General features: G+C 56.4%; 19 protein-coding genes and 1 pseudogene. 12 read left to right on the forward strand and 8 right to left on the reverse strand.

What is annotated here, in order from left to right; all coding sequences use genetic code 11:
* Positions 1 to 165: 165 nt before the first annotated feature.
* Positions 166 to 3,510 carry an adenylate/guanylate cyclase domain-containing protein gene (locus CU103_RS21690; protein WP_106666107.1) on the reverse strand — a complete coding sequence of 1,115 codons (3,345 nt, stop codon included), beginning with the start codon at positions 3,508 to 3,510 and terminating at the stop codon, positions 166 to 168.
* A 242-nt stretch (positions 3,511 to 3,752) separates the two neighbouring features.
* Between CU103_RS21690 and CU103_RS21695 the strand changes: the two genes are divergently transcribed.
* The 7 genes from CU103_RS21695 to CU103_RS21725 all read left to right on the forward strand — a co-directional run bounded on the left by CU103_RS21695 (position 3,753) and on the right by CU103_RS21725 (position 8,192).
* Positions 3,753 to 3,962, forward strand: coding sequence for a dodecin (locus CU103_RS21695; protein ID WP_106666108.1), 210 nt, complete (start codon positions 3,753 to 3,755; stop codon positions 3,960 to 3,962).
* Between the two features lie 474 nt (positions 3,963 to 4,436).
* Positions 4,437 to 5,189: a septum site-determining protein MinC gene (minC, locus tag CU103_RS21700; RefSeq protein ID WP_106666109.1), complete on the forward strand. Its 753-nt coding sequence runs from the start codon at positions 4,437 to 4,439 to the stop codon at positions 5,187 to 5,189.
* A 32-nt stretch (positions 5,190 to 5,221) separates the two neighbouring features.
* Positions 5,222 to 6,037 (forward strand): septum site-determining protein MinD, encoded by an 816-nt coding sequence (gene minD / locus CU103_RS21705; protein ID WP_106666110.1) that lies wholly within the window; start codon positions 5,222 to 5,224, stop codon positions 6,035 to 6,037.
* On the forward strand, positions 6,034 to 6,297 hold the full coding sequence (minE, locus tag CU103_RS21710; protein WP_106666111.1) for a cell division topological specificity factor MinE: 264 nt from the start codon (positions 6,034 to 6,036) through the stop codon (positions 6,295 to 6,297). The genes minD and minE overlap by 4 nt, the downstream gene beginning before the upstream one ends.
* A 62-nt stretch (positions 6,298 to 6,359) precedes the next feature.
* The gene (locus CU103_RS21715; protein WP_106666112.1) at positions 6,360 to 6,557 is read left to right on the forward strand and encodes a hypothetical protein; all 198 of its coding nucleotides are present in this window, start codon (positions 6,360 to 6,362) and stop codon (positions 6,555 to 6,557) included.
* Between the two features lie 347 nt (positions 6,558 to 6,904).
* Complete coding sequence (locus tag CU103_RS21720; RefSeq protein WP_106666113.1) at positions 6,905 to 7,282, forward strand: VOC family protein; 378 nt, start codon at positions 6,905 to 6,907, stop codon at positions 7,280 to 7,282.
* Between the two features lie 505 nt (positions 7,283 to 7,787).
* Entirely contained in the window at positions 7,788 to 8,192 is a 405-nt protein-coding gene (locus CU103_RS21725) for a YbhB/YbcL family Raf kinase inhibitor-like protein (RefSeq protein ID WP_425350633.1), read from the forward strand.
* A gap of 535 nt (positions 8,193 to 8,727) precedes the next feature.
* On the opposite strand, the gene CU103_RS21730 is transcribed toward CU103_RS21725, so the two are convergent.
* The 3 genes from CU103_RS21730 to CU103_RS21740 form a co-directional block, all read right to left on the reverse strand.
* Positions 8,728 to 9,312, reverse strand: a complete 585-nt coding sequence (locus CU103_RS21730; protein ID WP_245448934.1) for a group I truncated hemoglobin — start codon at positions 9,310 to 9,312, stop codon at positions 8,728 to 8,730.
* A gap of 486 nt (positions 9,313 to 9,798) precedes the next feature.
* Positions 9,799 to 10,275 carry an Hsp20 family protein gene (locus CU103_RS21735; RefSeq protein ID WP_106666144.1) on the reverse strand — a complete coding sequence of 159 codons (477 nt, stop codon included), beginning with the start codon at positions 10,273 to 10,275 and terminating at the stop codon, positions 9,799 to 9,801.
* A 494-nt stretch (positions 10,276 to 10,769) separates the two neighbouring features.
* Positions 10,770 to 10,973, reverse strand: a complete 204-nt coding sequence (locus tag CU103_RS21740) for a hypothetical protein (protein ID WP_342588908.1) — start codon at positions 10,971 to 10,973, stop codon at positions 10,770 to 10,772.
* A gap of 131 nt (positions 10,974 to 11,104) precedes the next feature.
* Between CU103_RS21740 and CU103_RS21745 the strand changes: the two genes are divergently transcribed.
* Entirely contained in the window at positions 11,105 to 11,338 is a 234-nt protein-coding gene (locus tag CU103_RS21745) for a hypothetical protein (RefSeq protein ID WP_106666116.1), read from the forward strand.
* Positions 11,339 to 11,474: 136 nt separating this feature from the next.
* On the opposite strand, the gene CU103_RS21750 is transcribed toward CU103_RS21745, so the two are convergent.
* The gene (locus CU103_RS21750) at positions 11,475 to 11,693 is read right to left on the reverse strand and encodes a hypothetical protein (RefSeq protein WP_106666117.1); all 219 of its coding nucleotides are present in this window, start codon (positions 11,691 to 11,693) and stop codon (positions 11,475 to 11,477) included.
* Here CU103_RS21750 and CU103_RS31515 point away from each other — a divergent pair.
* From CU103_RS31515 to CU103_RS31145, 4 genes are all read left to right on the forward strand, one after another.
* Entirely contained in the window at positions 11,680 to 12,198 is a 519-nt protein-coding gene (locus CU103_RS31515) for a DUF4376 domain-containing protein (RefSeq protein ID WP_170117095.1), read from the forward strand. The genes CU103_RS21750 and CU103_RS31515 overlap by 14 nt on opposite strands.
* A gap of 808 nt (positions 12,199 to 13,006) precedes the next feature.
* Positions 13,007 to 13,150, forward strand: a complete 144-nt coding sequence (locus CU103_RS31520) for a hypothetical protein (protein WP_170117096.1) — start codon at positions 13,007 to 13,009, stop codon at positions 13,148 to 13,150.
* A gap of 201 nt (positions 13,151 to 13,351) precedes the next feature.
* A complete protein-coding gene (locus tag CU103_RS21760; RefSeq protein ID WP_106666119.1) occupies positions 13,352 to 13,672 on the forward strand; it encodes a hypothetical protein in 321 nt (106 codons plus the stop codon).
* 115 nt (positions 13,673 to 13,787) lie between these two features.
* Positions 13,788 to 14,015 (forward strand): hypothetical protein, encoded by a 228-nt coding sequence (locus CU103_RS31145; protein ID WP_146147838.1) that lies wholly within the window; start codon positions 13,788 to 13,790, stop codon positions 14,013 to 14,015.
* Positions 14,016 to 14,465: 450 nt separating this feature from the next.
* Here CU103_RS31145 and CU103_RS21765 read toward each other — a convergent pair whose 3' ends face one another.
* From CU103_RS21765 to CU103_RS32675, 3 genes and pseudogenes are all read right to left on the reverse strand, one after another.
* Positions 14,466 to 15,170: a DUF1194 domain-containing protein gene (locus tag CU103_RS21765; protein ID WP_106666120.1), complete on the reverse strand. Its 705-nt coding sequence runs from the start codon at positions 15,168 to 15,170 to the stop codon at positions 14,466 to 14,468.
* Positions 15,171 to 15,763: 593 nt separating this feature from the next.
* Complete coding sequence (locus CU103_RS32845; RefSeq protein WP_112760675.1) at positions 15,764 to 16,021, reverse strand: DUF982 domain-containing protein; 258 nt, start codon at positions 16,019 to 16,021, stop codon at positions 15,764 to 15,766.
* A gap of 860 nt (positions 16,022 to 16,881) precedes the next feature.
* A pseudogene (locus CU103_RS32675) lies at positions 16,882 to 16,978 on the reverse strand (IS3 family transposase); the annotation flags it as partial.

Consider the following 16,978-nt stretch of genomic DNA (forward strand, 5'->3'; position numbering starts at 1 on the left):
AAAAAATACGGCGCTCAACTCGTTGCCGAGGAGCGCCGTATTACCCCGGAGACAGCGAGCGTCATTGCTGGCAGCTCAGTATCTCATTTACGGGTGGATCGGATAAATGGGGGCCGGCAAGAGCAATTGCAAGGGGTGCGTGTTTCGGCACGACGTACGATTCGGTTACTGCAGTTGATCGAGTATCTCGCTGGCATCGACGAGGTCGCGCGTATCAAAGCCCTCGGTGAACCAGGCGTAGACGGGCGCGAGCAGGTCGTAGGCTTTCCGCCGGTCTCCGCGGTGGGCCCACAGGCGGGCAAGCGAGGTCGATGCGCGCAGGTCGAGGGATGCGGCGTGCTGTTCCCGAGCGACCTGAATGGCGCGGAGATAATGTGCTTCGCTTGGCTCGAGGTCGAGTGTTGCGGAGCCGAGCAGGAGATCTCCAGCGATCCGGTGAAGTTCCGACTCCCAGAGGCGCGCCCCGGTCGTCGCCACCTCTTCTATTGCTGGCTTCAAAGCATTCAAGCCGGCCTCGGCTTCGCCGGCAAGTCCGCAGACGCTGGCGAAAAGGCACACGTAAAAGCCCTTTGCCTCCACGTCTTCGTCGGCTGCCAGCGCCTCCTGGATTGTGGTCATGCCCGCCCGAGCTTGTTGTTCGCTCCCGAGCGCCGAGATGTAGGCCATTTGCAGCTTGGCATCGGGTATCCAGCGGGGCATCCCGTCATGCGCGATCTGCGACATCGCCTCGATCTTTTCCCGAGCCGCGGCGGCATCGTGGCGAAAGCAGTGAAGAACGAACGCAAGCGAAAGGGCCTGCATTACGCTCGGGGGGTGGGACAGTTTGCGGGCCAGGGTCACGGCTTCTTCCGCCCGGGCCAGCGCCCGGTCCGGAAAGCCGAGCATCCACAGGCTCACCCCCTCGTGGGCAGTGGCGCATACCGCAGAGTCGTGACCGGTGTATATGAAGGCGTGAGAGAAATGCTCAGGTCGGTAGAGAGCGAAACCCTGTGCGGTGTGCTTGCATACTGACCGCCACTCGCCGAGGCAGTAATGTGTCGTCCATTGCGCGTGATGGGCCTCCAGCAGCAGGGAGTGGTCCCCCGAGCGCCGGGCGATCGTGACGAGCTGGTCGGCGAGGTCACGCGCCGTGCGCATCTGTCCCCGGGCGCGATAGCCGGTCCACAGGCCACGCAGGGCGGGGAACAGTCGGGATGTCTCGCCGCCATGTCTGTTGCACAGCTCCCGTGCCCGTGTGTAGGCCGCCATGACCTCGGCTGACCTATGGCCCTTGGCGGCGAGCTGTGGAATACCAAGGGCAAGCTGGAGGTCGATCTCGCGGTTGTCGCGGGCCGGAGTCTCGGGAAGTGTCGCGAGAAGATCCAGACCCCTGGAGAGGTGAGCGATGGCTTCTGCGTTGGCCGATCGATAATTGGCGCGCAGGCCCGCCTTGTGCCAGTACGATACGGCATCATCGAGCAGACCGCCTTCGGTTGCATGATGGGCAAGCACCTCTGGCTCCGCCTCCGCTCGGTCGGGAAAGCGCTCGCGGAGGACCGTGGCGATGCGGCAGTGGAGCTGCTGGCGTCGGCTCTTCAGCAGCGACTCGTAGGCGGCATCGCGCACCAGCGCATGCTTGAAAGTGTAGATTGCATCCGTGGGCGTGTCCCGGCAAAACGCGAGTTCGGCGCGGACGAGTTCATCCAGAGCGCTCCTGAGCTTCGGCTCATCCATCTGCGCGGTCGCGGCGAGCAACTCATAGCTGAACTCGCGGCCGATGACAGCGCCGATCTGCGCTATCTCCTTAACCGGCATCAACCGATCGAGGCGAGCCAGGAGCGAGTCCTGCAGCGTCGAGGGGATGGCGAGCGGCGGCAGCGAACCGCTTAGCTCGTAGCGCTTGCCAGTCTCGCGCAGCAATCCAGATTCGAGAACCGCCTTTGTCAGCTCTTCGACAAAGAGTGGTACGCCTTCCGTCTTGGCCAGAATCTGTGCTTGCACTTCGACAGGAAGCGGCCGCCCCCTGGAGAGATGGTCAATCAGCACAGTGCTTTCGTTCTGCCCTAGACGATTGAGGGTCAGCAGTGTCACGTGGGGCCGGCTGGTCCAGCGCGGCGCGAACTCAGGCCGAAAGGTAACAACGAGCAGCACCGGCAGCCGTTCGATCCGATCGACGACGCGATCGAACAGTTCGAGGCTGGAGGGATCGAACCAGTGAGCATCCTCGGCCGTCATGAGCACAGGCTGCCTAGCCGCAAGGCCTTCGAGTTGGGCGATCAGCGCCTGAAACGTCTTCGCCTTTTTCTGTTCCGGTCCATCCTCGGGGGCTGGGTATTGACCTGACGTCGGGATCGCCAAATGCTCGGCGATCAAGGGGATCGCCGATTTCGGTTCAGGCACAGCCAAGGCAAGCAGTGCTTCCAACTTGGTCAGTTTCACCTCTGGCGTATCCTCATGCTCGAAACCAGCGGCCCGCCGCAACTGCTCCATCACCGGGAACAGTGCGCTGTTGGTGTGATAGGGCGAGCCGTGATAGCGCAGGGAGACGCATTCCTCGCTGCGAAGTCGCTCGCGCAGGGCGAGGGCGATGCGCGATTTGCCGATGCCCGGCTCACCCGAGATCAGCGCTACCTGACCTTTGCCAGCCTTGGCCCGCCGCCAGCATTCGAGCAGGACGGCCACTTCCTGATCGCGGCCGACGAGCGACATGAGCCGCATCCCGTGCAGCGCCTCGAAGCGGCCCTCGGCTTGGCTCTCGCTGATGACCAGCCACGCTTGCACCGGCGTGGCGAAACCCTTGAGGTCGTGAGTGCCGAGATCCACCAGCTCGAAAAGCTCGCCAAGCAGCAGCCGCGTCGAGGCGGCGATGACCACACAGCCGACCTCGGCCAGGGATTGCAGTCGTGCCGCCAGGTTCGGCGTCTCGCCGACCACCGCCGCCTCCTGCGCCGCGCCCTCGCCGACAAGATCGCCCACCACCACCAATCCCGTTGCGATGCCGATCCGGGCACCCAACGCCTCGTTCGCCGGCGTTACCAGCTTGGCAACCGCCGCCGTAATGGCGAGCCCGGCCCGCACCGCCCGCTCGGCCTCGTCCTCGTGCGCCCGCGGCCAGCCGAAATAGGCGAGTACGCCATCACCCATGAACTTCGCGACATGGCCATCCACACGCGTGATTTCCCCGGCCACCGCGTTCTGGTACTTGCCGATCACTTCGGCCATCTCTTCGGGGTCCAAGTGACTTGACAATGCGGTGGATCCGACGAGATCGACAAACATCACCGTCAACTGGCGACGTTCGGCTTCGACGCGCAGCGTTGAACCGGCCACCGGCTTGGGATCGTGCATATCGGCGTTGCCAAGCCCCGCAATGGCGGCCAACACGAGCTTCCTCGGGCCCATCGGGAGGCCCAAGGCTTCAAGGTCCGCATCCGACAGATGCGGGAGCACTTCGGGAGTGATCTCGTTTTTAGCAAAGATCGTGGCATACTTGGCAAGCCCAAGGCCCGAGAGCCACGCGGCAATGTCCATGACATCCTCCGTGCAGTCCGAGGCAGTTTAGCACCCATGGGCACAGTGAAAAACCCTCGCCGCCGCGTTGGAAGGAGCAATCCAGCGTAGCTGCACGGGGGGCACAGATGTTAAACCGATTTCAGGGCGGCGCATCAAACGAGTGCTGAATGAAACTTCACATTTGCACCTGGTCGGCCCAATATGCGGGGTGGGCCGAAGATGCCGAGACCACGGCGAGAACAGCCCGAGAGGAGGATCTCATGGGTGAGGATCATGTTTACAAGAAGATCGAACTCGTTGGCAGTTCAACCGACTCGGTTGATTCAGCGATCAAGAATGCCATCGCGCGCGCATCCCAGAGCGTGAGACAACTTGACTGGTTCGAGGTCGATCAGATCAGGGGGCATATCCAGGATGGCAAGGTGGCCCGATTCCAGGTCGTCCTGAAAGCAGGTTTTCGCTTGGATTGAAGAGCGGGGTGTCTTGTTGCCTCGATCGCACTGTCGGCCTGAGGGCCATATGCCGATCGAAGGCAAGCTAAACTTCTGTTCATGGCACATCCGGCCGCTTGCGGTTTCAATCTACCGTTTCGCCCAAATTGTTCACGAATCCGGCGTACACCGCGCGCCCGTGCTCGTGTGGTCGCCGCGTGGGCGACTGCTTACCTATCGATAGGGGCGCGAAAGCACGAATTGTCGCACCCGAGGCTTCGAGCAGATTTACCTCGATAAGAGACGGCAAGTCGAAGGCAATCGCAACTCGTCACCCACCTTGCAACCCGTTGCGCGGCCACCAACACTGCGAACAATTGATTGGAAATTGCCCGCTTCCACCTTGGGCAATGGCTGCATCCTAACAAACGCAGTTTCATCCCAAGTTGGTCCAAAATTAACGATCTGTTAACCATCCGCCGCCTATATCGTTGATACGAAAAATTAACTTAGATGACCAAAGTGCTAACAGATTCTCAACCCATACGCCTTAAAGGCCGCTCCTTTCTTGCCCTTGTGCTTGCGCCTGAAGCACCCATTGACCGTTGGTTGGCGCGACTAGACGACCTTGCATCGCGTTCCGCCGGCTTTTTCTTGGGTAAGCCGATCGTTCTCGACGTTGAGAATCTACAAACTGACCGTGCCGAGCTTACGCTCCTGATCGACGAGCTTGCCAAGCGTGGGGTATCGCTCATGGGGATAGAAGGAGCTCGCCCTTCGCTGCTTGCTCCTGGTATGCCCCCAGCCATGAAGGGTGGGAAATCTGCAGCGGATTTCCAGGCTCCCGCACCAAATGCAGCAAAGGAACCGTCCTCCGGAAATAACCAACCTTCCGGAACGTTAGCGAATTCTTCCGGCGGAGCGCAGATCCGTGTGATGCCGTCGATCATCATAAAAGAGCCAGTGCGATCAGGGCAATCGGTGATCTTTCCGGAAGGCGACGTAACGATCATCGGGTCGGTCGCCTCAGGCGCTGAAATAGTCGCCGGTGGATCCATCCACGTCTACGGAACGTTACGGGGCCGGGCTTTCGCGGGGTCGGCCGGGAACGCATCGGCCCGCATTTTTTGCCGCAAGCTTGAGGCGGAACTGTTGGCCATCGATGGCCTTTACAAGACAGCGGAAGATATGGAACCGCGACTTCGAGGGAAAGCCGTACAGCTATGGCTCGAAGGAGACACCATATTGGCAGAAACATTTGGATAGGTTCGTGCTTCGGGGAAGATAGGAAACTGAATATGGGAAAAGTGATAGTCGTTACCTCTGGCAAAGGGGGAGTTGGTAAAACAACGTCAACCGCGGCACTTGGCGCTGCGCTCGCCCTGCGCAATGAGAAGACAGTTGTCATCGATTTCGATGTGGGCTTGCGAAATCTCGATCTCGTCATGGGCGCAGAACGTCGTGTCGTCTTTGATCTGGTTAACGTCATCCAGGGTGACGCTAAATTGCCGCAGGCTCTAATTCGCGACAAACGGCTCGATACGCTTTTCTTGTTGCCCGCATCTCAAACCCGCGACAAAGACAATCTCACAGCTGAGGGTGTCGAAAAGGTCATCGAAGATTTGAAGAAATCGTTTGATTGGATCATTTGCGACAGCCCGGCAGGAATTGAACGTGGGGCGACACTAGCAATGCGGCATGCCGACGTGGCAGTCGTCGTAACCAATCCGGAAGTCTCATCGGTTCGTGACTCAGATCGCATTATTGGCCTTCTGGACTCCAAGACGGTTAAAGCTGAACAGGGGGAGAGAATTGAAAAACATCTTCTCTTAACACGCTACGATGCTGGTCGGGCCGAACGAGGCGACATGCTGAAGGTCGATGATATTCTCGAAATTCTATCCATTCCGTTGCTCGGCATTATTCCGGAGAGTCAAGATGTCCTGCGCGCGTCCAACATTGGCTATCCTGTGACCTTGGCTGACAAGGACAGTGCCCCAGCCTTGGCATATTTGGATGCCGCGCGACGCCTCGCGGGCGAAAATGTCCCAGTTACGATTCCCAGCGAAAAGCGCAGCTTGATAGGTAAGATATTCCGGCGGAGGGCAGCATGAGCATTTTCCGTTTCTTCAATAAGCAGGCTTCAGCGCCAAAAGCGCGCGAGCGTCTCCAGATTCTCCTTGCCCATGAACGTGCCTCACAAGGGCATTCTGAGTTAGTCCTAAAGTTGCGGGAAGAAATTCTGGCTGTCGTTGCCAAGCACATACAAATCGACAGAGAAAAAGTTCGCGTGAAAATGGGTAGCGATGATCAGGTCTCGACGCTGGAAGTAGACATTGAGCTTCCTTTGGAGGCGGGCGTCCGCGCTGCCTGACGCAAACAAGCCGGGGGGCTTGAAGGGCAAAAACCAAGCCATTGAAACGAAGGGAGAAAAGTATGACCCGGGTTGCACTTCTTGAGCGGCTGAAAGAACTTCAGGGAATGCCAAAGTTTCAAAAGCGCGATATTTGCACTGTTAGTGCATTCCTGCCAATGGACGCATTGGCCAAGCATGTGGCTCTTTGTGAAGAGGCTGTTGGGGTCAAACCCGACGCAACACAAAGGCAGCCAAACAGTTACCCGTCCGCCTGTTGAAGGCAACTGGCGGTCACCCTTTCCGATCGCGTCCGCCGCAAGGGCGGTCAGTTTAAGGTAGGCACCGTGAGTTGCAGCCTGCCGTCTGCCTGTTTCCTAAAGGCTTGGGTTGCCACCTCGGCCCACGGCTGGTCGGAGTTTTTCCTTTGGCCGACCATTTCGCTGTGACGTCCAGCAGGTTGCCGTCGCCTTGCACCTCGATGATGACGGTGACGTTGCCTTCTCGCCAGCGATGATGCGATAGCAAACATCGTCGGGGCGCTGCCGCCGGTCCGGAGTGGCGACGATGGGATTCACAACAATTCCAGAACTAGCTTTGGAATATGAGGTGCCGTAGTCTTTTTGTCATGCAAGTGCGCTCTTTCGATCATATCGTTCTTGGTGTGCGGGATGTTGCAGCAACGTGCGAGTTTTACGAGCGCGTGCTGGGCATGTCGCCGCGTGAAGAGCGACCAGGCAAGTGGTCGCTGCACTTTGGAGCGAACAAGATAAGCCTGCAGGACGTGCGCACCGCGCCGCGCATTGCGCGCGCCACTTTGCCCGGAAGCGGTAACTTCTGCATTCTGACGGAGACGCCAATGGATGGCGTTGTCTCGCACCTTAAGCGCGAAGGCGTGGAGATCGTCGACGGACCGGCTGAGCGCGATGGAGCGGCTGGGAGGATCCTGTCGGTCTACTTCAAAGATCCTGATGGTAATCTTGTTGAGGTGAGCAACCAACTGTAGCCGAGCTTGGTGGCCCCATTGTACACGCGTACCCCTGTCAGGCCGATATTTTATCGTCGGCGCCGAAACGACCCGTCGCCGCCAAACAGCAAGGAGCCATCAGGATCATAGACATCACGCAACGGCGTGCGGTCGATCCAGTTGCTACGCCTTCAAGATCCGTGACAATGCCGGATATCTTGCCGGCTGCGCCTGACGGACAATGGCGTGACCCCGCGACAGGAATGTCGGCGCATGGCATTTCAATGAGCTTTGCTGACGTCGCAACAGCAGGACCACGCAAATCAAAACACCAGCGCTTCGCGCACGATGATCGATGACTGCCGAACGTTTGTTAGAGTCACCGTTCGATATGAACCGATTTGAAACGGAACAATCCCCTATGCTCGGGGTTACAAAACAAAGACGCACGAAAGCAAACTGATTGATGGGGAAGTGCACCAAGCCGCGTCGATACCAAAGGAGATCCCAATGACCCTGACGTTGATGAGCCCTGCGTTTGCAGATGGCGAGCCAATCCCCAGGAAATATACTCGAAACGGTGGAAACCTTTTCACCCTTGAAGTGGACCGGTACCCCGGACGGGACGCGCAGTTTTGCTCTGGTGGTCGAAGATCCAGATGCGCCGAGCGGGCTCTTCCGGCATTGCGGGATGTATAACATCCGCCAACGCAAATTAGTCTGCCAGAAAGCATCGATACCTCTGCGGAGCAAGGGCCGCGCGATTGAGAAAACGAGTTCGGCAATGCACGCTCTGATGGGCCGCAGCCACCCAAGGGGGCATGGGGTTCACCGCTACCACTTCCGGCTGGTCGCGCGCGATGTTCCAAACTTAACGATTCCCGGGGCGGCCGGTGTCAAAAGGATGTGGGATGAACGAACAAACACATTCTCGCAGAGGCAACTTTGACCGGAACTTTCGAGGCACAGAAATCCAGTAGGCACGCTGAGCCGCTGCTTGAATGGCGGCCTTGGAATAGGGTCGCTCATCAGCTTGATCGCAGTGGGACGTGGAGACAAATCGATCGTCTGACGTTGATATCAGCGCTTCGAGTATTTGTGTCTTGGTACACAACTACCCTGTGCGATGGAGGATTCAACCATGTTTGAAGATCGAATCGATGCCGGCAAGCAATGGGCCAAGGCAATGCAGTACAGATGGGCTCCGCAGCTTGATTTTTTATCTGACCGTGTGGGAGCAGGTTCACGGCTTCCCACCCTTGGAAATCTATGCCGTCACTCTCCATAAAGGAGCAGCGCTGCGCCAATAACCAAAAGGAATGCCGTCCGCAAATTTGCTGCAATCCGAGAAACCGCGAGCCTTGCCATCGTCGGTTCGAATCCGACCTGCCGGAAATATTTCGAGCCAACAATATGTGCCTGCGACAAAGCTCCGAATTGCGACGAGTCAATGCCGGATCGTGCTTGCCAGCAACCGAGAGCCTTCAGCGCCGCTTATAGCCGGCGGTGACCTCGTTCTTGTGGGCGGCGAAGGCTGCCAGGACTTCGGCCTTCTCGCGCTTCGGTATCTTGAAGACGTCCAGGGTCCTTCCAAGCTCTGCTGCGACCTCATCGAATTCTGACGGGGAGATCCCGAGATCCCGATGCGCCTCCTCAAGGCCGAGTGGCGTCGTGCCGGGCTTGGTGGCAGAGAACTTGAAGGGTCCCCCCGAAATGTCGCACACCCATAGCGTTCGCATGAATTTAAGCCCGGGCAGCCGTTCCAAGTTCTTAGTGTGCCATTTCCTCAACTGCGGATTCTTGGATTTCCGGCCGACGATGGGGTTTTTCACGACCGCGTCGCTGAAGTGATCAACCACCGCCGCGATGGAAAAGACGCCACCTAGCCGTTCGTACAGGCTTTTCTCAGTCACCGCCTGCTTGGTCTGCGCATCCGCATTGTCCGCAGCTACCATTGCGGCCGCCGAGCCGGCGATCAGCGCCAGCCCTGCGACCACGTTTCTTCTTGTAAGAGAAAACGAAACTCCCTGTACCACGACCGACTCCATCGCCTTTGTTTGCGTATACATGATATCCTCCTTGCCCTGCTGAATGGCAGGCAATGATTTTGACGACCATTAGATGCGTGAGAGGAGAAAGCGTTCCCGAAAATTGTTCTAGAAAAGAAGGGCCACGTTCCCGTACAAGGTCGTCGGTTCGAATCCGAGCAGCCGCAACCGGTTGAGCACATGATGTTGACTGTGAGATCTATTGGCTTGGGTTGAAAGACCCACAACACGCGGTCATCAGGAATGATGGCCGTACACACCAGATTTCTTCTCTTAAAGTTTTTTCCCAGTTTTCCCCGCGGCCACGCAACTAACGAACCCGACTTCTGCAACTCGGCGAAACGACGTAGCGACGGAAAACAAGGCTGCAGAGTGATGAAGATTCATTGTTGTTCTTCGCAATGTTTGGCGAGTGGGCTGCGTGGCTTATGGAAGTGGGCCAGACACTGGCCCACTCCGAATCCTGGCGTAAGCGATCGTCAACCGTATATTAGCGGCCTGTAGTATTTAGGCAGCACGATCATCTTTAACCCGTTTGGCACTTTCGCCAACCGCGGCATTCCCCATACTGCTGATCGCAATCCGGCGTGGTTTCATCTCCTCCGGTATTTCTTTCTTCAGCTCGACGATGAGTAAGCCATTGTCGAAACGAGCATCGGTAACGCTTACATGATCCGCAAGCTCGAACCGATGCAGAAAGGGCCGAAGCGCCAGGCCATGATGGAGATATTGAAAGTCTTCATCGCCCGATTTGTCGCCTTTGACCACTAACATATTCGGTTCGTGCGTGATGGTTAGATCGTCTTGTGTAAAACCCGGCACCGCGATGACTATGCGGTATTTGTCCTCGCCAAGTTTGACAATGTCGTAAGGCGGCCATTTGTCGACCCCCTGAGGCTGGGCTGAGTTTTCGAGTAAGTTGAATATGCGGTCGAACCCTACGCTCGACCGGTAGAACGGGGAAAAATCGACGTTGCTTCTCATGGCTAAGTCCCTCCTGTGAGCAACATAGAAATGAGGCGCGCCAAGAAGCTTGGCGCTCCCTGACTGTTGGTCCACTTCCGCGCGACCAACGGCGAAAATTTGGTAATCCAGCTGCGCGCCGTCAAGAATTTCGGGCAGGTTGAGAACAAAAAAATGACGATCCACCATGGCGAGGAAATCGTTGGAGTCGTTAACCGATCGGCAGACGAGTGAGATAATGCCGGTCTTAAAGAATGCACGGCACGAAAAGTTCGCCCAGGCTCGTTTTGAAGGCAACAGCAGATGAGACATACGCTGCTGCAGGTACAAACTCATAGAGGCAATGCATCACGTTTGCGTGCAAATGAGAACGTAGTAGCGCGTTATGGAGCTGCAATCTCAGGGCGCGGACGTGCCGCTGTCTCAGACGCGAGGCAGCCCGTCTATTAGCGATGCCCGATGAGAAGGGCGCCGGTTCATGCGCACGTGCATTCCTGGCTTATTGGCAGTATGAACTAAGGGACATCGTCGTGTGCAACGATACCGCCTTCGCTTTCGAGCGTTGCGATACGTTTGGTGTCTGACCTATTAAACTTTAAGCGAACTCCAATCCCGCCGCTGTCATTGTCTGGAATGAAAACGGCTCCAGCTTCTTCCAAAGCGGCCTGTAGCGCTTCGATGGCCTCGTGAGTTGCGTTCTCGAGCTTGCGCTCGAACATCTCAATTATTTCTTGGCTTACGCCAGACGAAATTGCCAGGCGCTGTCTGCTGTATTCAACCAGAGCTCGAGCCGCGCGACATTGAGAACTAGTGATCATAGCGGATCTCCATTTGCAGATAGGATCGTTCAATGCCTACGCAGGGTCAATCATTCGATTATCTTCGAGCTCAAGCAAGTGCGCTGCGTCTCATTGACAAATTCGGTCAGGCCGGCGCGATCGTTCGCGACGGTCCAGGCGCCGGTCCTGAATGGGATCCGGGCGAGCCGATACCAACGGCTCATATTTGCAGGATGGCGGTGCTCAAGTTCGACAACAAGGATATTGACGGTACCCTGATCAAAGCCAAGGACAAAAAAGGTTAATTGCTGCCAAAGGGTTATCGTTCCTACAACCACGGATAAACTGATGATTGGCGGGTGCCGCATACCGTCGTCCGTGTCATGCCGCTCAATCCGGCGGGTACCAGCGTCTATCGAAGTCCAGGCAAGAGCGTGAGGTTCAACGAATACGCTTCACATCGACCCAGGCATTCATATCGTTGATCTTCAATTTTCCAACATTGTCTGCTGTCTCCAGCAGCACTTCAGGCATGAACTGGTGAAGGTATTCATCTTCATCGTTCGTCTGTACCCACACTTGACCATTGGTCAGCACAAACGTTGCTCCGCGTCCATAGCCGTCGGTCGAGCCGTTAATAGTCTCCTTGTCGAATTCCATCGGTTCTGCCCTCGCGTGGATGGATAGAGTCTATCCAAGACGAGATTTTCGTCAACCGAACGCAGGGGTTTACGGCGCGGCTACCTTGGCGCTGACGCCAATGACACACTGGTATTCGGATACACCGCTGCATGCGCCGGACATCGCGAAGATGGATCCAATGGTCAGACACCGGATGCGTTTGTCCGGTCGGCTGCTCAACGATGGTGTCGAGGCGAAGGCAAGGGAACTCAAATCTCGTTTGGTCGAGGCGGACAAGGTCATAGATGGCGTGTTAGTCACTGGCCGGCAGGAAGACGCCAGAAATCTGCAAGCGCGTCTCACTGTGGCCCAGATCCGCATTGCCAGTGGGGACACTAGCGCAACTACCGTGTTTCGCGACAAGAACAATGTCGACCATGAGTTGACGCCGCCACAGATCGTGAACCTGTTCCTGCAATCTTCTGCATATGTGACTGAAGTTTACGCCGCGTCGTGGCCTGCTAACGCCCCTATCCCCAAATAGTAGGCAACTTTTACCATTGGGCCGCCCGTGAGGCCCGACGCGGGGTTCATTGGGCGGTGACACGCCGGGCCTCTTGCCGAAGAGATCGGTGCTCTCCGACACGGCCCCGAACCGGGAAAAATTAGAAATGTTCCGATGCCAGGGAAAAATGACGGCGAGAACCTCACCGCCAATTGTCCCCTTATCACGGAAGCAGTGACCCAACGAGCTGGTCTCAGTGATGTGTAATATCTTCGAAAATGGTTCCCGTAAACTGAGGCTTGGCCCGCCTTAGAGCAGCGGGCCAAGCCTCCTGAAGTTTCGCCGAACCTACTCGCCAGTAATCACGGTGAGACTTCACTGATGACGGATACCAGATTCGGACATGGCGTGTCGTTGAATAACGTTCCCCCAATCAAAAAAGTCCGATTTACCAATCTTGGAAATCATCATGAAACCAGTCGCGAATTGGCGGGTTGTTCTACGCCGTGCGTGGAGCCGCCGCCTGATGCTGCTTGCAGTCTGTTGTCCAGCCTTGAAGTCGTGTTGCCGTGCTCAACGGCGTCCTCCCAATGCCTCCCGGCATATTTGCAGCCCTGTCATTCGTGACTGTGGTGGCGGCTTTCATTGCCCAGGATACGCACAGAAGGATCTAGACAATAACTAAAACCAAAAGCCGATACCTTAGCGCCGTTGGTGCTGCACTCCTGGCTTTCGCCGGCCGGCGCCATGTCGCTTATCAGGATGTTGGCGGTCTGTGGACGATCCGCGACGGGATCATCAAGGGCGTCAAGAAAGGCGACAGGGCACAGACGCGCAATGCGATGCGATGCTGCTTGAGGGTATACTGGCGCATGAGCACCGGATGCTTGCCTGTGCTCCCGAGCTTCTGATTGATCCCGACAAGACCTATGTCGCCATCAACGATTGGGCTTTCAAGCTCGATCAGACCCTTCGTGATGACACTTGCTGAGATCGTGGGTGAGGCGAGGGCGCGGTCATATCCTCCCCAACTCCCACTTGAGTGCCGCGAACACATGCGCCGTGTGGTTCCGAAGATTGGCGACAAATTTCGTGGCACGCAGCTGCGCTGGGAGACCAGTGCTGATCAGGTAGACGCCCAGATTGATCGTTGCGCGCAGTTTCACGATGATTGGGCAGAGAAGGCAAGCAAATGAGTGAAGCCAGTCAAGAACGTGCGCTCGGCAGACTTGAAAGCAAGGTCGATCTTATCCTTGCCGACAACGAACGCGCCGCACATTCCCGCAAAGAGCAATATGAGAAGCTTGAGCCGATCACGCGGAAAGCCGATGCGACAGACCGCAAGATCGATGGGATCGACGGCCGGCTGAAAACGGTCGAGAAGCCGGTTGCGGAGTTTGAGAAATGGCGGGAGAGGGCGATCGGCGCGTTAATGCTGGTTTCTCTCGTTTCCGCCTGCATCGGGGCTGTCGCTCTCTGGATATGGCGGAAGCTGGTCGCGCTCCTGTCCTAAATGATCGCCCTCGAACTGAAGGAGCGTTGTTCAATCAAGGTCCAGGGACAGGCTTGCCGTCCACGGTTTTGTGTTACATCCTGAGGGTCATGGCCAAATTCGAGGGTGTCGTAACATGACGATTCACAGAAAGATTGCTGCTGCTTGCGACGAGCTAAGGACTAGTTTTCCTGATTCTCATTTTCTGATCGTAGCCGTTACCAAGGCGGCTTCGGACGGCAGCAATCATTGGAATCTTCACTCTGACCTACCATCCACCGAAATTCCGGTATTGGTAAAAGCATTGTCGAACCAACTGCAAAAGACTGTAGATGTCGACATGCCGGTTAAAGGATCGGCTTAAATCACCCACCGCCTCAGCGCCACTTCAACCGGCTCGTACTTCACCGGTGCCAGGCGCCCTCAAGCGTGACAACACGTAAGAGTTGCAAAATGGCCACTTTCGGGGGATTGTAATCGCGACAGCGGGCTTTCTGTGTGTTTGTGGTCAGGGGGAAGCCCCCTCCTTTAATCCTCCGGACGAGCTCGCCGTCGTCTATCTTGGGAGGACATCTCGCTTTGGTGAGCGGGCAAAGAGCCAATGGCGGATCAAGGATGGGGTGGTCCGCCTTTTGCTTTGTTCCCGGGCGTGGCCTAGTCTTGCTGTGCCATCTTATTATCGCTGTCTATCCAGTGCGGGACCGTGGATGCTCCACATCTAAATCATCCTCAAAATCACTTCTCAATTCAGCAGGTGCGTCATTAAGCGGCATCAATTGACTAGGCCAGCGCGGTGAGTTGTCGACACGGCTCGCTACGACAGTTCCTGGATCAGTTTCTTCCTGATAGCGGCCCAAATGTCGGTAAATTTCGTTATAACCATGACGAAAGCATTGTCTCCGGTGATGACTTTTTTGGCGTAGTACGCGGCCAGGCCATCTTCATCGCCCGATATCACCAGCGCGTTGATCGTTACGTGCATTTGTTCGGCACGCTGACGTGCGTGATAGAGCGAAACCAGGTTCGGCCGGACTGCCCCCAAAGCCTCCCTGCCGTCTCCCGAAATGTCGATGACCGATCTGAGCGGACACAATCCAGGATCGTCAAGTAGGTCCAAAGGATCGGCTGGTTCTTCATTGCCGATATCGGTGTTGCCGGCGACGGCACGCTGGTTGCGCTCGATCTCGCGAGCGAAAGTTTCCGCACCCCGACCTTCGTCAATGAAGAACCAGCCGATCCTTTGGACCGGAAATACGCTGTCACCCCAAATCACGGCTGAAACAGCCACCATGCCCGCGCTTTTCAGGACCGCCAAGACAGATTCATCTCGCAATGCGCTGACGATTGCTCGTGTCTCAAATGCATATTCTGCGTCCGTGATGCTGTCAGAGCCGTCTATGGCAAAGACGATCGCAACGTCGGCACAAGCTTCCGCTTGAGAGGGCGCAGCCGCGATTGTCATCAATACTAGAGCCACGCAAAGCAACGTCTTGCGCATCTTCGCTGCCCCCCGAGTCATGAAAATGACCCTCGAAGATGATACCACGCCAGAAGCGCAAATTTCTCACCCAAGAGGGGAATGATCGATGTTTAGTTTCAGAAGGACGAGGCCTAGCCTCATTACTAGAACCAAATTACGACGGCCGCCAAAAAGCTAAAAAAGGAGGCCTGGCAACAGTGTGAAGCAAAGTTGGATCCCCAGGCCTCTTGCTGAAATTTGGGGTTCAGCCCAACCATTAAATACCCAGATTAGAGTCCTATCAAGCGCGTTGCGGCGCCGGGTGTGGGGCGCGACGCACGCACCAGTGAAAATGCAGAACGCCGAGCCCCGTGCCAGTACCAGCGTTGGCATCTTGGGTTATAGGCTGGCGAGTATCAATCAATCGTGGGTTCACTAGAATTCATTATATGATGCTAGGCTCGGCGGAGCATAATATTTGTCTGCGAGTAGACGCGTGGTAAATCATGGATGCGGCAAGCTTTAAATAAGGTGAGGCCCAGTACACCCTTGAGGGTTAGTGAACCGGGCCTCTTTGCTGGGGGTGTTCCAGCGACGAAATCTTGCTTGAGAGAGCGACGGGCAACAATAGATCGATCACTCGCTAAAAAGGTCTAAGTCATTCGCGAACGAGCTGGCTTCCGCTTGCCCCAACTCGGTCCCAGCTTCCCGGTTGGCGGCGGGCGTGGCGTGGTTTCTATATAGATACCAGCCTCCCTCGCAGCCTCGACAAACGCCACTCGAGCAACAGCCGCCGAACATTCACCAGCAAGGCACTTGAGAAGGATGGCCTTGGCTGTTGTTGTCTTAGGCCCAGTCCCCTCCGGCCAATTCTCCAGAATATACACAGCAGCGTCACAAGCGGATGTGATGCCCTATCGACTTGGCGCCTTGCAGCACTGACACGATTTTGAACGGCTTGTAGTCTTCCATGTTCCTATAGCAGCATCCCGGTGCCTGGTTTCCATCCCATCAAATTTCCTAGTGGCAAATCAAAAAAGGCCAATACAACTTACGGTGGCTATTTTCGGAGTTTCGGGACGCGCTCGATGGCGGGCGACGAAAAGAGACAAAATCATGTACAGCGGAGGCATAACTTACGGCTGAAAAGCGTACCCAATACACGCCCTATGGCCAAGCTGACTTAATCCATCTCATAGGTGTATTTTTGCGCCCGGCTGATTGTGGACGGGCCTGCCTGAGTGTCCTGTCATCTGTCGGCCCACTTGGGAGGGGTAGAGGCAGGGGGTATCGAATCGGGGATAAATATTCGACTCTCTCCTCCCTCCTTTCGTTTTGGCCGCTTTCAGAATGGGCAAGCGTTTTCACGTAGTTACCAACGAAGGGTATTCGGGGGCACGTCAGGACGACATGGAGGCATTTCGCAGCCACTTCAATTCAGCGCGCCGACGATCGATTCAAGAAATTCCTCGAGGAATTTTACAGGCGGAGAAAGCCCAAGCACAGTGCTACCATCATTCTTACGCTCGCCGCCCGCACGCTCTTCAGCCAGGCTAGGTATGATCGCTTCAACAATACTGAAAAAAAGGTAACCAACAGTATGGTGACCACAGCTATTATGACCGGGATCATCGGCAATGATCCCACATGGACGCGGCTTGGAGTGGTATCTATTTATCTTGAGTGGCTTGCCACCTTGGCTGCTCGGCGGGGCGGTTGTTTGCGGAGGATACGGACATGTTGGCCTGCTGCCGGTTTTTCGGACACGAGGTTAAGCTAATCCCACCTTGGTTTCAAAATCGTTCGGGCTGAGATAGCCCAGTGTTGAGTGGCGACGCCTTGGGTTGTAGAAGCGCTCGATGTAATCG

Source organism: Phyllobacterium sophorae, assembly GCF_003010965.1.
Taxonomy (GTDB): Bacteria; Pseudomonadota; Alphaproteobacteria; order Rhizobiales; family Rhizobiaceae; genus Phyllobacterium; species Phyllobacterium sophorae.